Raw genomic sequence first — 23,799 nt, 5'->3', positions numbered from 1 at the left:
TCAGGCCGCCGCGCGGCGCTTGCGGGCGGACATCAGGGCGTGGACCAGGACGCCCGCGAAGAGGAACAGGACGCCCTGGTAGACGGCCGCGTACCCGGATCCGGCGACCAGCCACATGGAGAAGGCGAAGGCCACTCCGGCCAGGACCGCGTCCCGGACCAGCTGTCCGCGCCGGACCCGTTCCGACTGGCCCGAGGCCAGGAAGTACAGCTGGGCGGCGGTGGAGAGCAGGTAGGGGACGGTCGCCGTGAAGGTGGTGATCAGGACCAGGGACTCGAAGACCGCCGCGGAGCCCGCGGTGTAGTTGTAGACGGTCAGGGCCGAGGCCAGGACGACCGTGACGAGGACGCCGGCCACCGGGACGCCGCGCTGCTTCTTCTCGAAGACCTTCGGGAAGAGTCCGTCCTTGGCGGCCGCGTACGGGGTCTGGGCGCCGAGCAGCGTCCAGCCGTTGAGGGCGCCGACCATCGAGATCACGGCGGCGCCGGCGACCAGCGTGCCGCCCCAGGTGCCGCCGAACATCGTGTCGACGGCGTCGGTGAAGGGGGCCTGGGAGGTGACCAGCTTGTCGTGGGCGACCAGGCCGAAGACGGCCAGGGTCCCCAGCAGGTAGACGGTGGCCGCGCCGACGGTGCCGAGGACGGTCGCGCGGCCGACGTTGCGGGCCGGGTCGCGGACCTCGCCCGCGCTGACGGCGGCGGACTCGACGCCGATGTAGCTGAAGAGCAGGATCGCGGCGGACGCGGAGACCGCCCCGACCGGGCTCTGACCGGTGGCCCGGAAGGGGCCGAGGTTGGCCGGGTCGAAGAAGAACAGCCCGCCGACGGCCACCAGCAGCAGCGGCACCAGCTTCAGGACGGTCGCGACCACCTGCACCGCGCCCACGTACCGGGTCCCGGCCAGGTTGGAGAGGGCCGGCAGCCACTGGACGGCGAGGGCGGCCAGGCACATCGACCACTTGTGCTCCCCGACCGCCGGGAAGAGCACGCCGAGGTAGCCGACGGAGGCCACGGCGAGGGCGGCGTTGGAGACCCAGGCGGTCATCCAGTAGCTGTACGCGGCGAGGAAGCCCGCGAAGTCGCCGAAGGCGGCGCGCACGTACACGTAGGGGCCGCCGGTCTGCGGGTGGCGCCGGGCGAGGCGGCCGAAGACCAGGGCGAGGGCGACCGCGCCGACGGTCAGGACGGCGAAGGCCAGCAGGCTGATGGTGCCGAAGGGCGCGACCGAGGCGGGGAGCAGGAAGATCCCGCCGCCGATCACGTTGCCCATGACGAGGCAGATCGCGACGGGGAGGCCGAAGCGGCGGGCGTGGCGGTCGGCCGGGGCGGGTGCCTGTCCGGGCGTGACCGGCGAATGGTTTCCGGCGGCCCCGGGGGCGGTGCTCTGCTCGGCGGGCGGGGCTGCGGTGCTGGTCATCGGTGGTGCGCCTCGGAATGTCTCACATGGTGGGCAGGTGAACACATGGTTGACCACCGGGAAGTCCGCGCCAAATCACCGGCTTTCGTCCGGCGCGGTACGCGCTGCGGACGGAAAGGTTCCGTTCAATGCGCCCTCCGGCCGGTGATCCTCCGGCCGATGATCGTCCGGACGCGCCGGGAGGGGGACCTGGGGGCCGTCCGCCTCGCGCAGCCAGCGGCGCAGCAGCTCGTGCACGGCCTCGGCGCCCACCAGCTCCGGGTCCGGCCGTGACAGGGCCGCCGGCCACATCAGGAACGGCTCCCCCTGCTCCCCGCCGAGGCCGCCGTGCGAGCCGATCTGCTCCTCGAAGGCGTGCACGGTCCCGGTGCGGGGGTCGTAGGCGGAGTTGACCATGACGTCGGCCACGTGCGGGAAGGAGTCCGTCCGGCGGACCGCGTCCGCCGCTCCCGGCCCGAACGCGGCCAGGAGCTCCTCCGCCGCTCCCGGTACGTCGAGCCGCGCCGAGGCCCCGCCGGGGCCCAGTACCTCCCCGTCGACCAGCAGGAAGCCCACGCCCGGATGGTTGGCCAGGGTAGGCAGCAGGGCCGGGTGGGCCCGCTCGATCGCCCGGCGGCCGGCGCGGCCCGGCAGCCGGGGGAAGGAGATCAGCCCGAGGTTGCCCGAGGCCAGCACCACCGGGTCCGGCCCCGGTCCGGGGCGGGCCTCCTCCCCGTCCTCCTCCACCGGCCGGTGCAGGGCGGCCAGCACCGCCGCCCGGGCCTCCGCCCCGCTGCGGGTGCGGCCGGCCCGACGCGGCACGGGCAATCCGCAGCCCGCCCGGACCAGGTCCTCCAGGCTGAGCCCGTAGCGTCCGAGGAAGGTCTCCCCCGGGCTCTGGCCGTGGTCCGAGAGCAGGACGAAGCGGTATTCGCGGGGCGCGTGCTCGGCGACCCGGGCGAGCAGCGCCAGGCTCCGGTCCAGCCGGGCGAGCACCCGGTCGGTGTCCCGGCCGTGCGGGCCGGAGTGGTGGGCGACCTCGTCGTAGGCCACCAGGTCCGCGTAGACGGCCGTCCGGCCCGCGAACAGGTCGCCGATCACCGCGGAGACCACCACGTCCCGCTCGACGACCGTCGCGAAGGCCCTGATCAGCGGGTACAGGCCGCCGCGCGCCACCCGGGGGTGCTCGTGGCGCAGCCGCGAGCGCAGCGACTGGCCGATCTCCCGGGCCGCCTCGGCGACGAAGGACAGGGCGGTGCGGACGGCGTTGGCCGGGTCGGAGAAGTACGCGAAGTAGCCCGCGCGGGAGCGGTTGGCGCGGCCGCGCCGGGCCGCGACCGAGAGCACCAGCGCCAGCTGGTCGGCGCCCCCGCTGAACAGGTTGCCCCGGCTCGCCCCGTCCAGGGTGAGCAGTCCCCCGTCCCGGGTGCGCTCCACGGCGCGGCGCTGGAGTTCGGCGGCGCTGGTGGGCCGGTTGCAGACCCTCACCTCGCCGGTGTCCTTCTCGTACCAGCGGAAGGCCGGCACGTCGAAGGTGGAGCCGTGCAGGATGCCGAGCTGGCTGGCGCCGGTCTGGCTGGACCAGTCGGTGCGCCAGGGCATGACCCGGTGGCCCCGCTCCAGCCAGCCGGCCACCGTCGGCATCAGCCCCTCGGCGGCCGCCCGGCGCAGCAGCCGGTACCCGACCCCGTCGAGCTGGAGGAAGACCAGGCCCGGGGGGCCGCCCGGGGGCGGTCCGGAGCGGCGGCGGCGCCGGGAGGCGAGCCGGTGGAGCCGGCGCCGGTACGCCTCGTCGTCGCGCACCGCCAGCGCGGTGGAGGCGGCCGAGGCGACGGCGGACATCGCCGCGGCGACGACCACCGCCGTCTCGGGGGCGACCGCGGCGCCGCGGTCCTCGGGGATCAGGCGGAGGGCGAGCAGCAGGAGGGAGCCGTTGAGGAAGAAGACGAGCAGCCCGAGCAGCAGGGCGGGCACCAGGAGCAGGGCCCGTACGACGAGCGGCCAGACCAGGGCGCTCAGCAGACCGAAGGCCCCGGCGCCCCAGGCGGCGGTCAGCCCGACGCGGGTGACGCTGTCGCCGTCGGCGGACTGGAGGCGGACGTCGGGCAGCATCCCGGCCAGCACGAGCAGGGTCAGCGTGGACACCGCCCACACGAGGAGCATCCGCACCAGGGCGCCGCCCGTGGCCCGCCACCGCCCCACGCCGCGCCCCTCCTCAGGTGCCGTCGTAGCCGGCGGTGGGCATGGACAGCCTGCGGTGCACCTCCGCCTTCATGGCGGAGGTGTAGCGCGGTTCCTCGGTCCCGGCGGTCTCCAGGCGTACGCCGCGCCGCGCGCACTCGGCGGTGAACTCCTCCACGGAGCGCAGCGCGCGGGCCAGGACCCGCCGGTTGGGGGCGACGAACAGGTCGACGTGGCCGGCGTCCACGTCGCTCCAGAGCCCGCAGTGGTCGGCCCGCAGCCCGTAGAAGAGCAGCTGCCGGGTGACCACGTACCCCTGCGCGGCGGCCCAGTTCGCGCACATGGCGTGCTGGCTCCGGGTGTCCACGGCGAAGGGGTCGGCGTCGAGTTCCTCCAGCGGGGCCAGGCTGGTGATCGCGGCCACGCGCAACGCATCCATGGCGCCCGACCCTACTCCGATCCGGGCCCGCGGAGGAGGGGGCAGCGGAGTTCCGCTTCCGGGCGGGCCGGCCGGGGAAGGCCCAGGGCCTGTCGTCAAACTCCCGTCGTCGCCCGGAGGGCGGCCCCGCGGCGTCTGGTGCGTGCTCTCGGTGCGCCGGGCGGAAGCCCGCGTACTGGACGTACTTGGCTTTCGCCCGGTGCGGCGAGAGCGCGTGCCAGGCGTCGCGGGGCAGACGGGAGTTTGACGACAGGCCCTAGGCTCGACGGGTCGAGCGGAAGGGGGTGCGGGGGTGCCGGTCGAGATCACCTGGTGGGGGCACGCCACGTGCACAGTGCGGGACTCGGGCGTACGGGTGCTGACGGACCCGCTGTTCGTCCGGCGGCTGGCCCACCTGCGGCGCCGGCGCGGGGCACCGCCCCCGCCGGAGGCCGCCGAGGCGGACGTGGTGCTGGTGTCGCACCTGCACGCCGACCACCTGCACCTGCCGTCGCTGGCCCGGCTGGCGCCCGGCACCCGGCTCGTGGTGCCGCGCGGGGCGGGCCGGGCGGTGCCCGGGCTGGTGCGGCTCGCACGGCGGCGGGGCCTGGCGGTGACGGAGGTGGTCCCGGGCGAGGAGGTCGGGGTGCGGGAGGGCGTACGGGTGCGGGCGGTGAGCGCCCGGCACGACGGGCGGCGGGTGCCGTTCGGGCCGCAGCGGGTGCGGGCGCTGGGGTACGTGGTGGAGGGGTCGGCGCGGACGTACTTCGCGGGGGACACGGGCCTGTTCGACACCATGGCCGACGAGACCGGGCCGGTGGACGTGGCCCTGCTGCCGGTGGGCGGCTGGGGGCCGTACCTGGGGCCGGGGCACCTGGACGCGCAGGGCGCGGCGCGGGCGCTGGTGCGGCTGGCGCCGCCGGCCGCGGTGCCGGTGCACTACGGGACGTACTGGCCGATCGGCATGGACGCGGTCCGGCCGCACGAGTTCCACGCGCCGGGCGAGGAGTTCGCCCGGCTGGCGGCCGTGCTCGCGCCGAAGGTGGCCGTCCGGGTCCCCGGGCACGGGGAGCGGGTGCGGCTGCCGTGACGGGGTGGTGGCAGGGCGCGGCGGAGGTGGTCGGGCGGGTGCCGCCCGGGACGGCCCAGCGGGCGGTGGGCTATCCGGCGCTGTTCGTGCTGGTCGCGGTGGGGGCGCTGGTCCCGGTGATCCCCACGGGGGCGCTGGTGAGTTCCGCGGCGGTGGTGGCGTTCCATCAGCGGTCGCTGCCGCTGGGGGTGTTGCCGGTCTTCGGGGTGGCGGCCCTGGCGGCTTTCGCCGGGGACCTCGCGCTGTACTGGCTCGGGCAGCGCGGGGTGCGCTCGCGCGGCGGCTCGCGGATGCTGGAGTCCCTGCGCCGGCGGGCCGCGCCGGAGCGGCTGGAGCGGGCGCGGGCCGGGCTGGAGGAGCACGGGGTACTGGTCCTGGTGCTGTCGCGGCTGGTTCCGGCGGGCCGGGTCCCGGTGATGCTGGCCTGCCTGCTGGGCGGGCTGTCGCTGCGGCGGTTCGCCCGGGGGGACGCGCCCGCGTGTCTCGCTTGGGCGGCGACGTACGGGCTGATCGGGATCCTGGGCGGCTCGCTGTTCTCCGAGCCGTGGAAGGGCGTCGCCGTCGCGGTGGCCCTGACGGTGGTGATCAGCGCGGGCCCGGCGGTGTGGCGGCGGGCCCGGGGCGGTCGCGGGCCGGCTCCTTCCCTCCGGGACGACGGGGGTGGGCGATGACGCGGGAACCGGACGGGGCGGCCGGCCCTGGAGGCGGGCCGTTTCCCACCGTCCCCGGCCGGGGCCGAGGGGCCCTGACCCCGCCGGGCGCGGAGCGCGCGGTCGGGGTCGGGGGCTTGCGCTCAGGCGGCGGCCAGGGGCGGGGTCCGGCCGGTCCACGGGCGGGCGGATTCCAGTTGGGCGGCGACGCCCACGAGCACCGGCTCCTCGTGCCGCCGCGCCACCAGCTGGACGGCGACCGGCAGGCCGTCCGTCCCGAACCCCGCCGGGACGGACGCCGCGGGATGCCCGGTGACGTTCCACAGCGCGGTGTACGCGACCATCGGCCGGGAGCGGATCAGCGCTCCCGCCAGCCCCACCCCGTCCAGCGCGCCGACCCGGCGCGGCCGGTGCGCGAGGGCCGGGGTGAGCAGCAGGTCCGCCCCGGCGAAGACCCGGTCGGCCCGGTCGGCCAGCCGCTCCCCCGCCCGTACGGCCGCTTCCACCGCGGCGTCCGGCACCAGCCGGGCCAGCGCCAGGGTCTGCCGGGTGCGGCGCTCCAGGAGCTCCGGCCGCTCCACGGCCGCCGCCTCCGCCCGCACGCCCCCGCAGAACTGCGGCAGGAACGCCGCCGTGGCGTCGGGGTAGCGCGGGGACACCTCTCGTACGTCGTGCCCCAGTTCGCGCAGCAGCTCCGCGGTCCGCCGCAGGGCCGCCACGTGTTCGGGGTGGGGGCGTACGCCCGGCACGGCGGGCTTGGCCGACCAGGCGATCCGCAGCCGCCCGGGCTCGGTGGACGCCGCCCGGAGGAAGCCGGTGGGGGTGGGGCGGGCCGTCCAGCGGTCGCCGTCCGCGGGCCCGCTGAGGACGTCGTAGAGCAGGGCGCTGTCCCGTACGCCGCGGGTGAGCGGGCCGATGGTGCCGAGCGCGTGCCACAGGTGCGGCTGCGGGGCGGTGGGCACGCGGCCGCGCTGCGGTTTGAGGCCGAAGAGCCCGCAGCAGGCGGCGGGGATGCGGATCGAGCCGCCGCCGTCGCCGCCGAGCGCGGCACCGACCAGGCCGGCCGCCACCGCCGCGGCGCTGCCGCCGCTGGATCCGCCGGTGGTGCGGGAGGTGTCCCAGGGGTTGCGGGCGCGGCCGTGGGCGGCGGACTCGGTGAACGGCCACTGCCCGAACTCGGGCATCGTGGTCTTCCCGACGACGACGGCTCCGGCCGCCCGCAGTCGCCGTACCGCCTCGCCGTCGCGGGCGGCCGGGGTCAGGTTGGCGGCGCCGCCGAAGGTCGTGACCTCCCCCGCCACGTCCAGCTCGTCTTTGACCGCCACGGGCACGCCCAGCAGGGGCAGTTCCGTACCGGCCTCCCGGGCCGCGTCACACGCGTCGGCCTCGGCGAGGACCCGCTCGCGGGCCCGCACCACGCGGAACGCGCCCAGGTGCCGGTCCAGTTCCGCGATCCGGCGGAGCGAGGCCTCCGCGAGGGCCCGCGCGGTCACCTTCCCCTCCCTGACCAGCTCCGCCTGCCGGGCCGCGCCCAGGAACATCAGCTCACCGTCGTCCACGTGCGTACGCGCCTTCCTCCACCGGGGTGTTCCGTGGTGGCACGGTATGCCGACCCGGGCGGTCCACGACAGGGGCGGGATCCGGCCGCGGCCGGTCCCAGGGGATCGGCCGCGGCCGGTCCTAAGGGGCCTCGCGCACGGCGGACGGGCGCCTGGCCGCCACCCCGGCCGCGGCGTCCGCCTCCGCGCGGGGGGCGAGGGTGCGGGAGGCGCCGACGGGCAGGTCCCAGAGGTCCTCGCGGGGCAGCCCGGCGCGGGCCCAGGCGGCGCGGACGCGGTGCAGGGGTTCCATGACCGGTTCGGCGGAGAGGACGAAGGCGGCCCAGTGCATCGGGGCCATCCGGCGGGCGCCGAGGTCGCGGCAGGCGCGTACGGCCTCCTCCGGGTCGGCGTGGACGTCGCGCAGCCACCAGCGCGGGGCGTAGGCGCCGACGGGCAGGAGCGCGAGGTCGATGCCGGGGTGGCGGGCGCCGATCTCGCCGAACCAGTGCCCGTAACCGGTGTCCCCCGCGAAGTAGACCGTGCGGCCCGTGCCGGCCCGGTCGGTGAGCACCCAGCCGCCCCACAGGGTGCGGCAGGTGTCGAGCAGGGTGCGCCTGGACCAGTGGTGGGCGGGGACGAAGTCGAAGCGCACGCCGCCCAGTTCGGCGGACTCCCACCAGTCGAGCTCGGTCACCCGGCGGAAGCCGCGGCGCCGGCACCAGCGGCCGAGGCCCGCCGGGACGAAGAGGGCGGTGTCCCTGGGGAGCCGTCGGAGGGTGGGGGCGTCGAGGTGGTCGTAGTGGTTGTGGCTGATCACCACGGCGTCCACGGGCGGCAGTTCCTCCCAGGGCACGCCGGGCGGCGTCATCCGGGCCGGGGTGCCCAGGATCCGCCGGGACCAGACCGGGTCGGTGAGCACCGTCAGCCCGCCGGTGCGGATCACCCAGGAGGCGTGCCCGGCCCAGGTCGCGCAGACGGCGCCCGGGGGCACCTCGGGCAGCGGCGCGGGCCGGTACGGCAGGTCGGGGATCCCCCTCAGCCCGTCGGGCCCGGGCCGGAAGGCCCCTTCCCTGGCCAGCCGCGCGAGGCCGCGCACCCCGGGCAGCGGTGTCGTCAGCCGGTCCCGGAACGACCGCGGCCAGACCCGTACCTCCCCGAGGGGCCGCGGGGCGGTGTGCGCGGCGGAGGGGTGCGCGGCGGACGGGTCCGCGGGCTCCGGGCCGGCCGGGGGCGCGGGGAGCGTGGCGCGGCGCGCGGGGGTGGACGGCGCCAGGGGGGCGGGCGGGGAGGGGGCGCCGTCCGGGTGCGGGGGGCGGGCGGTCGTCACCGGGGTTTCCGGCTGGTCCCTCATCGAGCGGTCTCCGTTCGGCGGCGGTCTTCGGCGTCAGTCGGCCAGCCCGGCCAGTACCGAGCCGAGCAGGTCGAGCGCGCCCCGGACGTGCGGCAGGTCCAGTGGGTCGCGGGAGCCGAGCGCGGCGAGCCGCTCCCGCGGGGTGGCGCCCAGCAGCGGGCCGGTCGACAGCCGTACGCGCAGGGCACCCAGTTCGTCCGCGAACCGCTGTCCGCCGGGCGTCGGCGAGCCCAGCCGGCCGCCCAGCCAGTCCTCCAGTTCCATCGCGTCGCCCACCCCGTGCCGGGCCAGGCCGGCGCGCAGCGGGGTGAGGTCCGCGTACAGGTGCCGCCCGGCCTGTGGGGGCCGGGCGAGCGCCCCGGCGGCGAGCAGTTCCCGGTGGGCGGCCGCGGCCACCGCGCCGTGCAGGGCGGCGGCCGCGTAGGCCCGTCCGGCGACGTGGTCCGGCTCGTCCAGCGCGTGCGCCGCCGCCACGGCGAGGGGGCCCGCCACCAGGGCGCCGGTGGCGGTGAGGATGTCGAGGGTGCGGGCGCGCAGCCAGGTGCCGCGCGGGGTGGCGGGGAAGCGGGCCACGGCGGCGGGCCAGCCGCCCGGCAGCAGCGCGCCGGACAGGTCCACGAGCACGGCGGCCGTGTCGGGCAGCATCTCGGCGGGGCTCAGCACCAGCGTGTCGTGCGGCCGGTGGACGGTGTCGCGCCAGCTTTCGTCGCTGACCACGAACAGCCCGGCGTCGGCGGCCGCTTCGCAGGCCTCGCGGAGCATCTCGGGCGGCGGCACGGTGGCCGTCGGGTCGTCGGCCACGGACAGCAGCAGCACGCGCGGGTCGCCGCCCTCGGCGCGCACCCGCCGTACGGTCTCCAGCAGGGCGTACGGGTCCGGGACGCCGCCGCACTCGGCCGGGGTGGGCACGTGGTAGGCCCGCCGTCCCAGCAGCCGGACCTGGGGGGTCCACCAGGCGGGACAGGGGCGGGGCAGCAGCACGTCGCCCCCGTACGCGCCGAGCAGCGCGAGCAGCAGGGCGGGCGCGCCGGGCCCGGCGGCGACGTTCTCCGGCTCGGTGGGGAGCCCGCGCCGGGCCCAGTACCGGCAGGCGGCGGCGCGTACGGGTTCCGCGCCGCCGGGGGGTTCGGGGGCGGCCAGGTCGGCCGCCCCGGCGAGGGCGGCCCGCAGCTCGGGGAGGACCGGCAGGCCCGGTTCGGGAGCGGGGGGACCGTACCGGACCGGCCCCCGTCCCTCCGGCGCCAGCCGCCACACCCCGGCCCCGGCCGGTCCTTCCGTCGTCCCCTCGGCCATCCCCGCCACGTGCCCGCCTTCCCGCTGCCTGGTGCCCGACCCGCCCTTTATACGATTATTTCCGCCATATTGCCCGCTATCCCTCGCCGTCAGCCGCGCCTCCCCAGCAGGGCGAGGAGCCTGGTCGGCGCGTCCGCCCCGGGCGGCACCTCCAGCGGCGCGTCGAACATCCCGCTCGCGGCGAGCCCGTCCGCGTACGGCATGACCTCCTCGAGGGCGAACTCGACGAGCCCGTCCGGCAGCCGGTCGTCCGCGCCGATGGCCCGCGACAGGTCCCAGGCGTGGACGACGCAGTCGGCGGTGAGCTCCGCGCAGTACGCCGCCCCGCGCGTCGGCCCGTAGGAGAGCCGGACCGTGCGCTCCAGCGCCCCGGGCGCGCCGAAGGCCGCCCGCCCGGCGGCCGCGGCCCGCTCCCAGGCCCCCGCCGGGTCCCCGCCGAGCAGGTCGCCGGAGAGCCCGTCCCCGACGTCCTCGACCGTCTTCCCCTCCGTCACCAGCGGGGGCACCCAGAGCTGCTCGCCGGTGACGTGGTTGACCAGGTCGCGCACGGTCCACTCGGTACAGGGGGTCGGAGCGCCCCACTGGCCGTCCGCGACGGCCCGTACCCGCTCACCGAAGAGCCGCAGAGCCGCGGCGTGCTGTGCGAGCAGCGACTCCGGCATCGTCCTCACCGTCCTCGGCGATCCCCTGCGGCCCACTGTCCTCGCCCCCGCCCCGCCCTGCCACCGACCCGGCCCGTGCCGTTGGGAATCAAGGCTGCTGTCCACATGTCAAAACGCATATCTCATATCCCGGTCGGACCGCCTACGGTGATCACAGCACTTCGACGAGGAGGAGACCCGCCATGGGCGACGCCCGCGAGACGGCCGTCTACACGCACGGCCACCACGAATCGGTCCTGCGCTCGCACCGGTGGCGCACCGCCGCCAACTCGGCCGCCTACCTGATCGGGGAGCTGCGCCCGGGCCTGCGGGTGCTGGACGTGGGCTGCGGCCCCGGCACCATCACCGCCGACCTGGCGGAGCTGGTGGCGCCGGGCGGCCGGGTCACGGCGGTCGACGCGGCGCAGGACGTCCTGGCCCAGGCGGGCGCCCACGCGGCCGAGCGGGGGCTGGAGGACGCCGTGGACTTCGCGGTGGCGGACGTCCACGCGCTGGAGTTCCCCGACGACACCTTCGACGTGGTCCACGCCCACCAGGTACTGCAGCACGTGGGCGACCCGGTGCGGGCCCTGCGGGAGATGCGGCGGGTGTGCCGGCCGGGCGGCGTCGTCGCGGTGCGCGACGCCGACTACGCGGCCATGACCTGGTACCCGTCGACGCCGGGGCTGGAGGAGTGGCTGGACCTGTACCGCCGGGTGGCCCGCGCGAACGGCGGCGAACCGGACGCCGGGCGGCGGCTGCTGTCATGGGCGCGGGCGGCGGGCTTCACGGAGGTCCGCGCGTCGGCGACGGCGTGGTGCTATGCGACGCCGGAGGAGGTGGCGTGGTGGTCCGGCCTGTGGGCGGACCGGACGACGGCCTCGTCGTACGCGGAGGCGGCCGTGGGCGGGCGGCACGCGACGGGCGACGACCTGGCCCGGGTCGCCGCCGCCTGGCGGGAGTGGGGGGCCGCGCCCGACGCGTGGTTCTCGGTGCTGAACGGCGAGCTGCTGTGCCGCGCGTGAGGCTCCGCCCCTGACCCCCTCATTTCCGGGGCCACCCGAACGCCGGCGGGGCCGGGGGCGCGAGGGAACCCCCGGGGCCGGGGGCTACGTCGGCGGGCGCATGCGGAAGTCGTACGGGGGCGGCAGCGGCGCCGCCGAGACCGTCGACCAGACCTCCGCCAGGGTTTCCTCCCCCCTCCCGGAGGTCCGCCGGTTCGAAGCCGTCCTCGAACACCCGCCGGGCCGCGCCGACGTGCCCCTCCGCCGCGAGCAGCCGCGCGGCGAGCAGACGGAAGCGCCCCTGCTCCCGCAGCGCGGGCCGCAGCCGGTCCCAGACCGCCCGCGCGCCCGCCGGGCGGCCCGCCGCCAGCAGGGCCGCCATCGCCTCCCGGCCGAGCGCGGACTCGGCGGCGGTCCACGCCTCGCCGCCCCGGCTCTCCGCCGCCAGGTCCTCGAACGCCTCCGCGTACCGGTCGGCCGCCCGTTCCCGGTCGCCGGCCAGCGTGTCCGCCACCGCCAGGCAGCGCAGCAGCGGCCAGCGCGAGGGGGCCAGCGCCAGTCCGCGCTCCCAGCTGCGCACGGCCTGCGCGGTGTCGCCCGCGTGCCACTGCGCCACGCCCAGGTGGTACTCGGTCAACGGGTCCGCGGGGGCGGTCTCCAGCATGTCCCGCCAGTGCGGGGCCACCAGGCTCGGCCCCGGCGGGACGACCCGCCGCGGTGCCGGGAGGACACCCGTCCGCCACAGCCCCAGCCAGGGCTCCTGGGCCTCCTCCAGGACGGCCTCCGGGAACGGGGTGCCGGGCAGGGCGAAGCCGGCGCGCAGCACCTCCAGCGCGCCCCATCCCGAGCCCCGCGCCAGCCACTCCCCCGGCCCGCCGTCCGGCTCGGCGTCGGCGGAGACGCGCCGCCACGCCTCGTGGGCCGCGTCCAGGGTGCCGGGCGGCAGCGCCGCGTCGAGCGCCGCCCCGGCCGCGGTGCGCGCCGCGGCCCAGTCGGCGCCGTGCACCGCCGCCGGGTCGGCGGACAGCGGCCCGTACGCCTCCAGCCAGCTGAACTCCGCCCCGGCGTCGAGCCGTACGTGCTCCAGCTGGGTCCGGGCCAGTCCGGCCTGGATCTCGGCGTAGCCCCCGGTACCGGGTTCCGTCAGCCACTCCTGCCAGCGCCGGCCGCCCGCGCCCGCGCCCCACACGAACAGCTTGCGTCCGCGCAGCAGCCCCGTGGAGGCCTGCGCCAGGCCCTGCCCCCCGGCGTCGAGGGCGGCGATCCAGGGGCGGGCGGCGGCCTCGGGCTCGACCTCGTAGAAGAAGTCGGCGGGGTAGGTGCTGTCCAGCGGGTACGTCCGGTCCGCGTCCTCCCACCGGGGGACGGGGATCCGCCGCAGCGCGCGCTCGTAGCCGAAGTGCCAGGCCTCCCGGGCGGGGGCGAGGACCCGTGTGCCGGCATCCTCGGGGACGGCGGTGTTGGACCACCAGTAGACGGCGGCGGGCCGTTCGTGCGGGTTGCGCACGCGGACGCCGACGTACAGGAAGTCCGAGTCCTCCGGCAGCCAGAGGTCCACCTGGAACGGCAGGTCGCGCAGCCGCTCCCACTCCCACAGCCGCACCATGACGCCCCCGTCGGGGGCCGGCACGAGCGCGGCGTGCAACGGGGCGCAGGACAGGGCGGTGTGGCCGGTCGCGCCGATGTTCCACTCGATGCCGCCGGAGAACCAGGCGCCGTTGAGGGCGAAGTTGGCGGGCTGGAACACGGGGTTGCGGTAGAGGAGTTCACGCCCGGTGGGGAGGTGGACGAGCGAGTGGACCCGCCCGCCGAGGCCGGGCAGCACGGTGGCGCGCAGCCGGCCGTTGTCGATGACGACGGCGTCGAACTCCCGTTCCGCGCGGCGGCGTCCGTAGCCGTCGCGGATGCGGACGGGCAGCAGGGAACGCAGCGGCTCGTACCCGATCTGACGGGCCATGTCGCGCGGCAGCCCTTCGCGCGAGCGCTCGTCCAGGGCGTGGACCCCGTCGGGGGCGCGCAGGGCGGGCAGCGGGTTGTCGGGGCCCAGCGGGGCGGCGGGGAGGGTCAGCGGGACACGTCGGACGGTGGTGGCCATGGAGGAATGGAACACGCCACCACGGGCGGTGCACAGGGGTTCCGCGCATCACCACCGGTCAGGATTACGCAAAGCGGAGCGCGGGCCGGGTGTCAGGGCGTCGGCGCGGTGAGCGCCCACCGTTCGTGGTCGCGCCACGCGCCCGCGACGTGGAGGAAGTCCGGGGAGAGCCCCTCCCGGCGGAAGCCCCGCCCCCGGACCAGGCCGATCGACGCCGTGTTGCCCGGCTGGATGTTCGCCTCCAGCCGGTGCAGCGCCAGGCCGTCCCGGTCACGGTCCGCGAAGGCGTGCTCCAGCAGGAGGTCCAGGCCCTCGCCGAGCAGCCCCCGCCCCGCCGCGTGCGCGAAGGCCCCGTAGCCCAGCGCCCCGCACTGGAAGGCGCCGCGCACGATGTTGTTGACGTTGACGAACCCGGCGATGGCCCCGCCGGCGAGCTCGCAGACCAGGAAGCCGGCCCGGACCCCGCCTTCCGCGAGGCCGGCGGCGTACGGCTCGTACTCCTCGATCGTGTCCGGCGGGTACAGCCAGGGCTCGTGCAGGGCGCGGCTCTCGCGGACCCGGGCGGTGAACTCCGGTCCGTCGGCGGGCCGGAAGGGGCGCAGCCCGACCCGCGCGCCCTCCCTCAGGTACGTGGACGTGGAAAACGGCATCGACCCAGGCTACGGCCCGTGGCAGCATCCCCGGTGTGATCACCGACCCGGATGCCCCCGCCCTGCTCGCCGCCGCCGCCCGCAACAACGCGGAGTGGTGCGCCGCCGTCGTCCGCGGCGGCCACTTCCGCCGCGGCCTGTGGTGCAGCCCCCGCCGCACCCCGCCCCTGTACCCCGACGCCGTCACCCTCGCCCCCTCGGCGACGGCCGCCGAGGTGCTCGCCGGCGTCGACACCGCCACCCCGGGCTGCTCGGTGAAGGACAGCTTCGCCTCGCTGGACCTGTCCCCGGCCGGGTTCGAGGTGCTGTTCGAGGCGCAGTGGGTCCACCGTCCGGAGGGGGCCGCCGCCGCACCGGCCGGCGGCCGGCTGGAGTGGGACGAGGTGGAGGCACCCGGGGAGCTGGCTCGGTGGGAGGCGGCCTGGGCGGGCGGGGAGGGCGAGGGGTTGTTCCACTCCGGCCTGCTGCGGGAGGGCGTCGTCTTCCTGGCCGGCCGTGACGGGGGCCGGATCGCGGCCGGGGCCGTCCTCAGCACCGGCGGCGGCGTGGTGGGCGTCTCGAACGTGTTCGGCGGGAGCGGAGAGGACGCCGACGCCGCCCGGGCCGTCGCCCTCGGCACGGCCGCCCGCCACTGGCCGGAGCTGCCGGTGGTGGGATACGAGCACGGCGCGGACCTGGACGCCGCCGTACGCGCCGGGTTCAGCCCGCTCGGCCCGCTGCGCGTCTGGCTCCGTACGGCCTGAGCCCGGCCGGACCGCCACGGCCGGGCCGAGCCGCGCCCGCTCAGTCGCCGCGCAGTTCCAGCCGCGGTACGTCCGACCTGTCGAAGCCGAAGACCTGCGCGTACAGGGAGAGTTCCGCCTCCAGTGCCCGGACCATCGTCTCCGCCCGCCGGAAGCCGTGGCCCTCGCCCTCGAAGGTGAGGTAGGCGTGTGGGACCGCCGGCGTCCGGGCGCGGAGCGCGGCCAGCAGGCGTTCCGCCTGGGCGGGCGGGCAGACGGGGTCCTCCAGGCCCTGGAGGAGGACGAACGGTGCGGTGATCCGGTCGGCGCGGGCCACGGGCGAGCGTTCGCGGCAGCGCGGTCCCAGGGTCTGCGGCGGGCCGACGAGGCCGTCGGTGTAGTGGGACTCCAGGTCGTGGGTCTCGGCGGCGAAGCCCCTCAGGTCTAGGACAGGGTAGATGACCGCCGCGCAGGCGTACAGGCCGGTGGCGGCCAGGGAGGCGGCCGCCGTCCAGCCGCCCGCGCTGCCGCCGCGGATCGCGAGGCGGCGGGGGTCGGCGGTGCCCTCGTCGGCCAGGGCGCGGGCCACGGCCGCGCAGTCCTCCACGTCGACGACGCCCCACTGTTCGCGCAGCCGCTCGCGGTAGGCGCGGCCGTAGCCGGTGGAGCCGCCGTAGTTCACCTCGACGACGCCGATGCCCCGCGAGGTGAAGTAGGCGATGTGCAGGTCCAGTACGGGCGGCACGTGGTCGGTGGGGCCGCCGTGCGCCCACACCACGTACGGGGGCTGCTCGTCGGCGGGGGCCCGCAGGGCGGGGTGGTGGGGCGGATAGACGTGGGCGTGGATGTCGCGGCCGCCGGGGCCGGGGAAGGTGCGGCTCTGCGGCTCGGGGTAGTACGCCGGGTCCACGGGGTCCGCCGCCCGGGCGCCGACCACCCGGGCGTGCCCGGTGGCGGTGTCCAGCTCGACGACCTCGTACGCGCTGCGCGGGCTGGCGGCGACCCCGTAGACGCGGGTGCCGCTGACGGCCAGGCCCGGCTGCCAGGCCGTCCAGGGCCCGGCGGCGTCCACCAGGTCGCCGGTGTCGGGGTCGAGGACGCCGAGGACGCAGGAGCCCCGGCCGTGCAGGACGGCGACCGTCCCCTCCGGCAGCGGCGCCATCCAGGTCAGCCCCGGCTTCCACAGCGGACCGCCGAACTCCTCCTCGCGCGGGCACAGGGCGACGGCCCCGCCGCCGGCGGTGTCCACCCGGTACGGGTTCCACCAGCCGCCGCGGTCGCTCACCGCGAGCAGGCTCCCGTCGGCGGCCCAGGCCGACTGGGCCACGGCCTCCTCCGGGCCGCCGAGCACCGTACGGGGCGCGCCGAGCGTGCCGTCGGGGCGTACGTCGGCCAGCTGGAGCTCCGTTCCGTCCCAGGGCATCCGGGGGTGGTCCCACACCAGCCAGGCGGCGCTCCGCCCGTCCGGGGAGGGCTTCGGCCCGGTACGGAAGCGGTGGCGGTCGTCGGTGAGCTCCCGGACGGCGCCCCGGTCGGCGGCGGCGGAGCCGTCCAGCGGGACGGCGGCCGCGACCCGGCGCACTTCACCCGGGGCGGGGCCGGTGAACTCCTCCAGCACGCACCACACTTCGGCCCCGCGCAGCACCGGGTCGGCCCAGCGCAGCCCGCCGCCGGTCGCCGAGACCGGGGTCAGCGGACGGGGCGGCGGGGCTCCGGGCGCGTCGGGCTCGTAGGCGTAGAGCCGCTGGTCGGTGTGGTGGACGAACACCACCAGCGGTCCCCCGCGGGCGCGTTCGGCCCCCGCCCAGGGCAGACCCCCGTACTCGGTGAACCGGCTGCGCACGTTCCAGGGCGCGGGCAGTACCGACCGGGCGGGGCCGCCGTCGGCGGGCCGGCGCACCAGGGTGCGGCGGCCGCCCTCCTCGGGTCGGGGTTCGGTCCACCACACCTCCGCGCCGACGGTGCCCACGTACTCGGGGCGTCCGTCGTGGGCGGCCGCGTGGGCGGCGGTGAGCGGCGAGGGCCAGCTGCCGTAGGGCGCGCAGGCGGCGGCCGCCGCCATCAGCGGGCCCCCATCACAGGGTCCGCAGCGCGCGGTCCAGGACGCGGACGCCGAAGTGCAGGGCGTCGACGGGGACCCGTTCGTCCACGCCGTGGAACAGGTCCCAGTAGTCGAAGCCGGGCGGCAGTTTGAGCGGGGAGTAGCCGTAGCCGGTGATGCCGAGGCGGGAGAACTGCTTGGCGTCGGTGCCGCCCGCCATGCAGAAGGGGACGGCGTGCCCGTGGGGGTCGAAGTGTTCGACGGCCTCGCGCAGCACGGCGTAGGTCCGGCCGTCCACGGGCGCTTCGAGGGCGACCTCCCGGTGGTGGAACTCCCAGTCCACGTCGGGGCCGGTGAGCTCGTCGAGGACGGCGGCGAACTCGGCCTCGCCGCCGGGCAGGGTGCGGCCGTCGACGTGGGCGGTGGCGTGGCCGGGGATCACGTTCAGCTTGTAACCGGCGCTGAGCATCGTCGGGTTGGCGCTGTTGCGCAGGGTGGCCTCGACCAGGGCGGCGGCCGGTCCGAGCTTGCCGAGGACGGCTTCGAGGTCGACGCCGGGGGCGCGCGGGTCGACGGACAGGCCCTGGAGGGCGGCCAGTTCGGTGATGCAGGCGGCGACGGTGTCGGTGAGGCGCAGCGGCCACTCGTGGTCGCCGATGCGGGCGACGGCGGCGGCGAGGCGGGTGACGGCGTTGTCGCGGTTGGGTTTGGAGCCGTGCCCGGTGCGGCCGTGTGCCGTCAACTTCAGCCAGGCGGTGCCGCGTTCGCCGGCGGCGATGGGGTAGAGGGCCCGGCCGGGTCCGGTGTGCAGGGTGAAGGCACCGGACTCGCTCAGGCCCTCCGTACAGCCCTCGAAGAGGTGCGGGTGGTGGTCGGCGAGGAAGCCCGAGCCGTCGACGGCGCTGTCCTCCTCGTCGGCGGTGAACGCGATGACGATGTCGCGGCGCGGGCGGGCGCCGGTGCGCGCCCAGGCCCGTACGAGGGCCAGCACCATCGCGTCCATGTTCTTCATGTCGACCGCGCCGCGGCCCCAGACCACCCCGTCGCGGACCTCGCCGGAGAAGGGGTCGACGCTCCAGTCGGCGGCCTCGGCGGGGACCACGTCGAGGTGGCCGTGGACGAGGAGGGCGGGCGCGGTGGGGTCGGTGCCCTCGATGCGGGCCACCACGTTGGTGCGGCCCGGGGTGCGTTCCAGGAGGACCGGGTCCAGTCCGGCCCCGGCGAGGCGCTCGGCGGCGTATTCGGCGGCGGGGCGCTCCCGGCAGTCGCCGCCGCCGCGGTTGCTGGTGTCGATGCGGATCAGTTCGGAGGTGAACGCGGTCACCTCGTCGAACGCGGCCGCGTCCAGGGCCCCGCTCAGGGCCCGGTCCAGGGCCCCGTCGGGGGCCGCCGCGAGCGAGACCGCCGCGTGGGGGCCCGCCGCGCCGGGGCCGCCGTCCAGCCGTTCCATGTCAGCCATACTGCTCCTCCAGAGCCGCCGAGACGACCGTGGTGACCGCCTTGAAGGTGCGGATCGCCTCGTACATGGTCCCGCTGGTGTACGCGATCCGGCGTTCGCCGGTCCGTTCGACGCCCGGGACGACGGTGGCGGCCATCGACAGGTGCTCCGCGTCGAACTCCACCTCCACCGTGCGCGGGCCGCCGCGCACCGGTTCGTGGCGGACGGCGAGTTTCACGGCCTCGGCGGCGGCGGCCCGGATGTCGGCGGCGGTGCGGGCCGGGGTGCGGCAGACGGCCGCGTAGCGCGAGACGTGGTCCTTGACGGCGACGGTGCGCGCGTCGGGGGCGTAGCCGGCGGCGTCGGCGCAGGTGAGGTCGTCGCCGGTGACGAGGATGACGGGGACTCCGTACTCGGCGACGACATGGGCGTTGAGGACGCCCTCGCTGGCGCGCAGCCCGTCGAGCCAGACCCCGGTGAGGGAGTTGGCGAGGTAGGTGTGGGCGAGGACGCCCTCGGCCCCGGCGCCGGTGTGGTAGCCGACGAAGGCGACGCCGTCGACGTCGCCGTGCTGGACGCCCTCGACCATGGAGAGGGACTTGTGGCGGCCGGTGATCATCTCGGCGCGGGCGTCGAGCTCCTCCAGCAGCAGGTTGCGCATGGTCCAGTGGGCCTCGTTGACGAGCACCCGGTCGGCGCCGCCGTCGTGGAAGCCGAGGATCGCGGCGTTGACGTCGGAGGTGAACATGCCCCGGCAGCGCTCCCATTGGGGGGTGCCCGGCAGCACGTCGGCGGGCCAGGTGACGCCGGTGGCGCCTTCCATGTCGGCGGAGATGAGGATCTTCATCGGGCCCCCGGTGGGTCGGGTCGACTGGGGCCCCACCCTAGCCGCCCGGGGGCTCCCCGGCCCGGGGCCACGCCCGGGCCGCGCGGGGCGCGGGGCCGGGCGCGGCGCGCGTGCGGCCCGGGCGCCGGGAACGTCCGCCGCGGGCCGGGGAAATCCACCCGAACCGGTGAGTGCCGCCAGGGGAGTTGCCCTGACGGCGGCCGGAGGCGCCGGTCAGGCCTCGACTTCCCGGGCCAGGTTGTCGAGGACGGTGTCGTAGATGCGGCCGAGGCCCTTGGGCGCGAAGGTGCGCTCGAAGAAGCCGCCGACGCCGCCCGCGCCGTTCCAGACGGTGCTGACGACGGCCTTGGACTTGCCCTCGCCGGCCGGGGTGACGGTCCAGGTGGTGACCATGGAGGAGTTGCGGTCCTTCTCCACGAGCTGGCCGTCCGTGGGCTCGGTGACCTCCAGCAGGCAGTCGCGGACGCGCTTGCTGGTGGCCTGGAGCTTCCAGTGGACCAGGGTGCCCTCGCCGTCGCCGCCCTCGCGCACCTCGTACTCGCTGAAGTGCTCGGGGAGCAGCTTGCCCCGGGTGCCGGTGTAGTCCGCCAGCGCGTCGAAGACGGTCTCCGCGTCGGCCCCGATGATGCGCTCCGTGGTGGCCTCGACCTGCGCCATACCTGTTCCTCCAGCTGTGGTGTCCGTTCTTCGCGGCAAGCCAACCACCTCCGGGGCGGGCGCCCAAATCCGGGACGTCCGCACCCGGTCCCGCCGCCGAAGCGGAAGGCCCCCCGGAGCCGGGGCCTGCGACGCGGCCGGGGGCACCGGACGGGACGGAGGCCGGACGCCTGCGGCAGGAGCCGGACGCCCACGCGCGGGACGGACGCAGGGGACGGACGCCTGCGGCCCGGACCGGGCGCACCGGGCCGACGACGCCTGCGGCACAGGGCTGGCTCACCGTGCCGACGACGCCTGTGGCACGGGACGGGCGCACCGGACCGACGCCTGTGGCACGAGCCGGACGCATCAGGCCAACGCCTACGGCACGAGCCGGCGGCACCGGACCGATGCCTGCGGCACGGGACGGATGCCGGTGCGCGGGACGGACGCACGGGACCGGCGCCTGCGCGCCACGAGGCGGATGCCTACAGCACAGGCGGACGCCAACGCCGCGAGGCGGACGCCGGCGGCACGGGACGGGCGCCTGCGGCGCTGGTCGGGGAGTTGGGACGGGCGTCCGGCGCAGCCGGACCGGGGCGGCGGGGCCGTCGCCTGCCGGCGTGCCCGGCCTCGAACCCCACTGCCCCCGCCGGCCCTTTTCCGGCCCGCCGGCCGGCCGCGCGGAGGCGGGAGCCCGGCTTGCGGTCTGTGTCCCGGTCCCGCTGCCGGAGCGGCGACGCGTCCAGCTCTTCGAGGCCCTCGCCGGACACGGCGGCGCCCGCCGGATCCCGTCCGCCGTGTTCACGACACCACCGCCTCCTTGACGGCGTCCTCAGCCGTACACGCCCGGGCCGGGGGTCCGGGGACGTGCCCGGCGGGCCTGTCCGGGTTCGACCCCCGCGACACGGGGTGGCGCATCTGCCGCGCCGACGGTCCGACGCCCGCACGTCCGCAAGTCGGCCGGCGCGGCGGCACCGGCAGTAGGCCCGCCCCGGCCGGGGACGCGCCCGGCGGAGCCCCTCCGGGTCCGGACCCCGCAGCACGGGGCGGCGGGCCCGCCGCGCCGGCACAGCCGCGAGTCGGCCAGCGCGGCGGCCCCGGCGGGCCCGCCCGGGCCGGAGGGCCGCGGGACGTGACCGGCGGGGCCCTCCGGGTCCGGGCCCCGCCGCGCGGGGTGGCGGGCCTGCCGCGCCGGCGGCCGCCGCCCGCACGGCCTCGGGGCGGGCGGCGCGGCGGGGCCGGTGGTAGGCCGTCTGCGGCCCCGGGGGCCGGTGGCGCGTGGTCCGGGGCGGCGGGCCGGTGTCCCGGCCGGGGCGGCCCGGGCGGAGTCGCAGCGCGCGTCACCGGGGGCGGCCCCGTGACCCGGACGCCGCCCGACGGGTCATCACATCGGGCCAATAGGGCGCCCAATCCCGCTTTCCGGGCGCGGTTTCCGGGACGATTCCGCCCAGACCCCTCGGCTGGGAGGCCCCATGCTCCACCCCGTACCGCACCCCGCGAAGCAGCGCGGCCCCGTGAAGAGGCGCGCCGCCCTGCTGCTGGCGATCTCCACGGTCGCCGCCGCCCTCGCGAGCCCCGTCACCGCCGCCGCCCCGGCGCCCGCGCCCGCACCCGCACCGGCCGCCGCCGCGCTGCGCTGGACCGGCTGCGCGACCCCCCGCTACCCGACCCTGCAGTGCGCCTCCCTCCGGGTCCCCCTCGACCACGAGCGGCCCGCCGGGCGGCAGATCTCCCTGGCCCTGACCCGGGTCCCGCACACCGCCCCCGCCTCCGCCTTCCAGGGCCCGCTGCTGGTCAACCCGGGCGGTCCGGGCGGCAGCGGCCGCGCCCTGGCCGGGTTCGTGGCCGCGGCCCTGCCCAAGGACGTGGCGGCCCGGTACGACGTGATCGGCTTCGACCCCCGGGGGGTGGGCAAGAGCGAGCCCGCGCTGGACTGCGGGGCCGGGCACTTCAAGCCCGTACGGCCGGACTCGGTGCCGCTGGACGCGGCCACCGAGCAGGCCAACCTGGACCGGGTGCGCTCCTTCGCCGAGTCCTGCCAGGCCAAGCACGCGGACGTGCTCCCGTACGTCGGCACCGTCTCGGCCGCCCGTGACCTCGAGGTGCTGCGCACGGCCCTGGGGGCGCCCAAGGTCAGCTACTTCGGCTACTCCTACGGCACCTACCTGGGCGCGGTGTACGCCAAGCTGCACCCGGACCGGGTGCACCGCCTCGTCCTGGACTCCGTGGTCGACCCGGGCGGGGTCTGGTACGAGGACAACCTGGCCCAGGACCAGGCCTTCGACGCCCGCCACAAGGCGTTCCTGGCCTGGGTGGCGCAGTACGACTCCACGTACCACCTGGGCACCGACCCGGCCGCCGTGGAGCGGCGCTGGTACGGGATGCGCGAGGCGCTGCGCGGGACGCCGGCCGGCGGGAAGGTGGGCCCGGCGGAGCTGGAGGACACCTACATGCCGGGCGGCTACTACAACGGCTACTGGCCGCACCTGGCCGAGGCGTTCGCGGCGTACGCGGTGAAGGGGGACCCGAAGCCTCTGGTGGCGGCGTACGAGCGGTTCGGGGCGGTGGAGCCCTCGGCGGGCAACTCGTACAGCGTGTACACGGCGGTGCAGTGCCGGGACTCGGCCTGGCCGAAGGACTGGAACAAGTGGCGGGCCGACATGTGGCGCACGCACGCCAAGGCGCCCTTCATGACCTGGAACAACGCCTGGTACAACGCGCCGTGCGCGTTCTGGCCGACGGAGCCGCTCCAGGCCCCGGACGTCACGAACACCGCGCTCCCGGGGGCGCTGCTGTTCCAGGCGACGGAGGACGCCGCGACCCCTTACGAGGGCGCGGTGGGCATGCGCCGCCGGCTGGCGGGTTCGGCGCTGGTGGTGGAACAGGGCGGCGGCAACCACGGGATCGCGCTGGCGGGCAACAAGTGCCTCGACGAGAAGCTGGCGGCGTACCTGAGGACCGGAGAGGCCTCCGACGCCACCTGCCCCGCCCAGCCGGCCCCGAAGCCGACGACGCAGACCCGGGCGGTCCCGTCCTCGGCGGGCGGCGCGGCCCTGCACGGGCTGCTGGGCTTCCGCGGCTGACCTCCGGCGGGCGGCCCGCCGCATGACGCCCGGGCCGGGGGGTCAGGCGTCGGGGTGGTGGGCCATCAGACGGTTCAGCGCGTCGGTGGCCGCCAGGGCGAGCCTGGGGTGGGCCTGGGCGCGGACCAGGACGTCGCGGGCCCGGGCGTCGGCCAGGGCGCCCAGGCCCTCGACGCAGGCCAGGGCCACCCGCCAGTACGGATCGTGCGGGGCGAGCAGCCGCGACAGGGTGGAGATCAGCGCCGGGGCCGACTCGGGCGCCCGCAGCGCGGCCAGCAGCCGCACCGGGTGCAGGGCGTAGGCGGTGCGCAGGGTATTGGTGGCGAGGGCGGCCGCGGCGCGGGCGGTGCGGGGGTCGCCGAGCACGCCGAGGGCCTGCGCGGCGGCCTCGCAGCGCGCCGGGTCCCGGTGGTTGAGCAGCAGGACCAGCGGTTCGAAGGCCCGCCGGTCCCGCGCCATTCCCAGCCGGTACGCGGCCAGTTCGCGGGCCCACAGGGGCTGCCCGGCCGATGTCAGCGAGGCCGCCAGCCCGTCCGGGCCGGCCGCCAGCAGCGTCTCGTACCCGGGCGATCCGTCCGCCTCCGCCCGCAGGCGCTCCAGTACCTCGTTCACGCGGCCACCCTAGGGCTCCCCGAGCCGCGCCACGCCGGGTTCCGCGGAGTTGCACGCGCCCCGGCTGATCGATCATCGATGATCGGTACATTTGGGCGGTACAGGTCA

Annotated in this window: 18 protein-coding genes and 1 pseudogene; 5 read left to right on the top strand and 14 right to left on the bottom strand. The window is 77.1% G+C overall.

Annotated elements, in window-relative coordinates; all coding sequences use genetic code 11:
* From ACZ5NJ_RS27400 to ACZ5NJ_RS27390, 3 genes are all read right to left on the bottom strand, one after another.
* Positions 1 to 1,416, bottom strand: a complete 1,416-nt coding sequence (locus ACZ5NJ_RS27400; RefSeq protein ID WP_468768052.1) for an amino acid permease — start codon at positions 1,414 to 1,416, stop codon at positions 1 to 3.
* 75 nt (positions 1,417 to 1,491) lie between these two features.
* Complete coding sequence (locus ACZ5NJ_RS27395) at positions 1,492 to 3,558, bottom strand: phage holin family protein (RefSeq protein WP_468768145.1); 2,067 nt, start codon at positions 3,556 to 3,558, stop codon at positions 1,492 to 1,494.
* A gap of 52 nt (positions 3,559 to 3,610) precedes the next feature.
* Positions 3,611 to 4,015, bottom strand: coding sequence for a hypothetical protein (locus ACZ5NJ_RS27390; RefSeq protein WP_468768050.1), 405 nt, complete (start codon positions 4,013 to 4,015; stop codon positions 3,611 to 3,613).
* A gap of 292 nt (positions 4,016 to 4,307) precedes the next feature.
* On the opposite strand from ACZ5NJ_RS27390, the gene ACZ5NJ_RS27385 reads away from it, so the two are divergent.
* Together ACZ5NJ_RS27385 and ACZ5NJ_RS27380 are read left to right on the top strand one after the other, a co-directional pair.
* Complete coding sequence (locus tag ACZ5NJ_RS27385) at positions 4,308 to 5,084, top strand: MBL fold metallo-hydrolase (protein WP_468768049.1); 777 nt, start codon at positions 4,308 to 4,310, stop codon at positions 5,082 to 5,084.
* Positions 5,081 to 5,755: a DedA family protein gene (locus ACZ5NJ_RS27380; RefSeq protein WP_468768048.1), complete on the top strand. Its 675-nt coding sequence runs from the start codon at positions 5,081 to 5,083 to the stop codon at positions 5,753 to 5,755. Before ACZ5NJ_RS27385 ends, ACZ5NJ_RS27380 begins: the two co-directional genes overlap by 4 nt.
* A gap of 122 nt (positions 5,756 to 5,877) precedes the next feature.
* Here ACZ5NJ_RS27380 and ACZ5NJ_RS27375 read toward each other — a convergent pair whose 3' ends face one another.
* The 4 genes from ACZ5NJ_RS27375 to ACZ5NJ_RS27360 form a co-directional block, all read right to left on the bottom strand.
* Entirely contained in the window at positions 5,878 to 7,293 is a 1,416-nt protein-coding gene (locus ACZ5NJ_RS27375) for an amidase (protein WP_468768046.1), read from the bottom strand.
* Positions 7,294 to 7,414: 121 nt separating this feature from the next.
* Complete coding sequence (locus ACZ5NJ_RS27370) at positions 7,415 to 8,626, bottom strand: MBL fold metallo-hydrolase (RefSeq protein ID WP_468768044.1); 1,212 nt, start codon at positions 8,624 to 8,626, stop codon at positions 7,415 to 7,417.
* Positions 8,627 to 8,659: 33 nt separating this feature from the next.
* Positions 8,660 to 9,919 carry an aminotransferase class I/II-fold pyridoxal phosphate-dependent enzyme gene (locus ACZ5NJ_RS27365; RefSeq protein ID WP_468768143.1) on the bottom strand — a complete coding sequence of 420 codons (1,260 nt, stop codon included), beginning with the start codon at positions 9,917 to 9,919 and terminating at the stop codon, positions 8,660 to 8,662.
* Positions 9,920 to 10,008: 89 nt separating this feature from the next.
* The gene (locus tag ACZ5NJ_RS27360; RefSeq protein WP_468768141.1) at positions 10,009 to 10,581 is read right to left on the bottom strand and encodes a TIGR03086 family metal-binding protein; all 573 of its coding nucleotides are present in this window, start codon (positions 10,579 to 10,581) and stop codon (positions 10,009 to 10,011) included.
* A gap of 182 nt (positions 10,582 to 10,763) precedes the next feature.
* Here ACZ5NJ_RS27360 and ACZ5NJ_RS27355 point away from each other — a divergent pair, with 182 nt between their 5' ends.
* Positions 10,764 to 11,585, top strand: a complete 822-nt coding sequence (locus ACZ5NJ_RS27355; protein WP_468768043.1) for a methyltransferase domain-containing protein — start codon at positions 10,764 to 10,766, stop codon at positions 11,583 to 11,585.
* Between the two features lie 84 nt (positions 11,586 to 11,669).
* On the opposite strand, the pseudogene ACZ5NJ_RS27350 reads toward ACZ5NJ_RS27355, so the two are convergent.
* A pseudogene (locus ACZ5NJ_RS27350) lies at positions 11,670 to 13,659 on the bottom strand (DUF5107 domain-containing protein).
* 92 nt (positions 13,660 to 13,751) lie between these two features.
* Entirely contained in the window at positions 13,752 to 14,309 is a 558-nt protein-coding gene (locus ACZ5NJ_RS27345) for a GNAT family N-acetyltransferase (RefSeq protein WP_468768041.1), read from the bottom strand.
* A 35-nt stretch (positions 14,310 to 14,344) separates the two neighbouring features.
* Here ACZ5NJ_RS27345 and ACZ5NJ_RS27340 point away from each other — a divergent pair, with 35 nt between their 5' ends.
* Positions 14,345 to 15,052, top strand: a complete 708-nt coding sequence (locus ACZ5NJ_RS27340) for a hypothetical protein (protein ID WP_468768039.1) — start codon at positions 14,345 to 14,347, stop codon at positions 15,050 to 15,052.
* A 40-nt stretch (positions 15,053 to 15,092) separates the two neighbouring features.
* On the opposite strand, the gene ACZ5NJ_RS27335 is transcribed toward ACZ5NJ_RS27340, so the two are convergent.
* The 4 genes from ACZ5NJ_RS27335 to ACZ5NJ_RS27320 all read right to left on the bottom strand — a co-directional run bounded on the left by ACZ5NJ_RS27335 (position 15,093) and on the right by ACZ5NJ_RS27320 (position 20,014).
* The gene (locus ACZ5NJ_RS27335; protein ID WP_468768037.1) at positions 15,093 to 17,093 is read right to left on the bottom strand and encodes a dipeptidyl-peptidase 5; all 2,001 of its coding nucleotides are present in this window, start codon (positions 17,091 to 17,093) and stop codon (positions 15,093 to 15,095) included.
* 13 nt (positions 17,094 to 17,106) lie between these two features.
* Positions 17,107 to 18,522, bottom strand: a complete 1,416-nt coding sequence (locus ACZ5NJ_RS27330; RefSeq protein WP_468768140.1) for a M20/M25/M40 family metallo-hydrolase — start codon at positions 18,520 to 18,522, stop codon at positions 17,107 to 17,109.
* Between the two features lies 1 nt (position 18,523).
* A complete protein-coding gene (locus ACZ5NJ_RS27325; RefSeq protein ID WP_468768036.1) occupies positions 18,524 to 19,357 on the bottom strand; it encodes a M55 family metallopeptidase in 834 nt (277 codons plus the stop codon).
* 213 nt (positions 19,358 to 19,570) lie between these two features.
* Positions 19,571 to 20,014 carry an SRPBCC family protein gene (locus ACZ5NJ_RS27320; protein WP_468768034.1) on the bottom strand — a complete coding sequence of 148 codons (444 nt, stop codon included), beginning with the start codon at positions 20,012 to 20,014 and terminating at the stop codon, positions 19,571 to 19,573.
* A 1,454-nt stretch (positions 20,015 to 21,468) separates the two neighbouring features.
* On the opposite strand from ACZ5NJ_RS27320, the gene ACZ5NJ_RS27315 reads away from it, so the two are divergent.
* On the top strand, positions 21,469 to 23,079 hold the full coding sequence (locus ACZ5NJ_RS27315; protein ID WP_468768032.1) for an alpha/beta hydrolase: 1,611 nt from the start codon (positions 21,469 to 21,471) through the stop codon (positions 23,077 to 23,079).
* A 42-nt stretch (positions 23,080 to 23,121) separates the two neighbouring features.
* Here ACZ5NJ_RS27315 and ACZ5NJ_RS27310 read toward each other — a convergent pair whose 3' ends face one another.
* Positions 23,122 to 23,691, bottom strand: coding sequence for a HEAT repeat domain-containing protein (locus ACZ5NJ_RS27310; protein WP_468768030.1), 570 nt, complete (start codon positions 23,689 to 23,691; stop codon positions 23,122 to 23,124).
* Positions 23,692 to 23,799: the final 108 nt, after the last annotated feature.

The sequence above is a fragment of the Streptomyces sp. NPDC032091 genome, from assembly GCF_055580265.1.
This window is presented reverse-complemented; position numbering and strand designations above follow the sequence as displayed.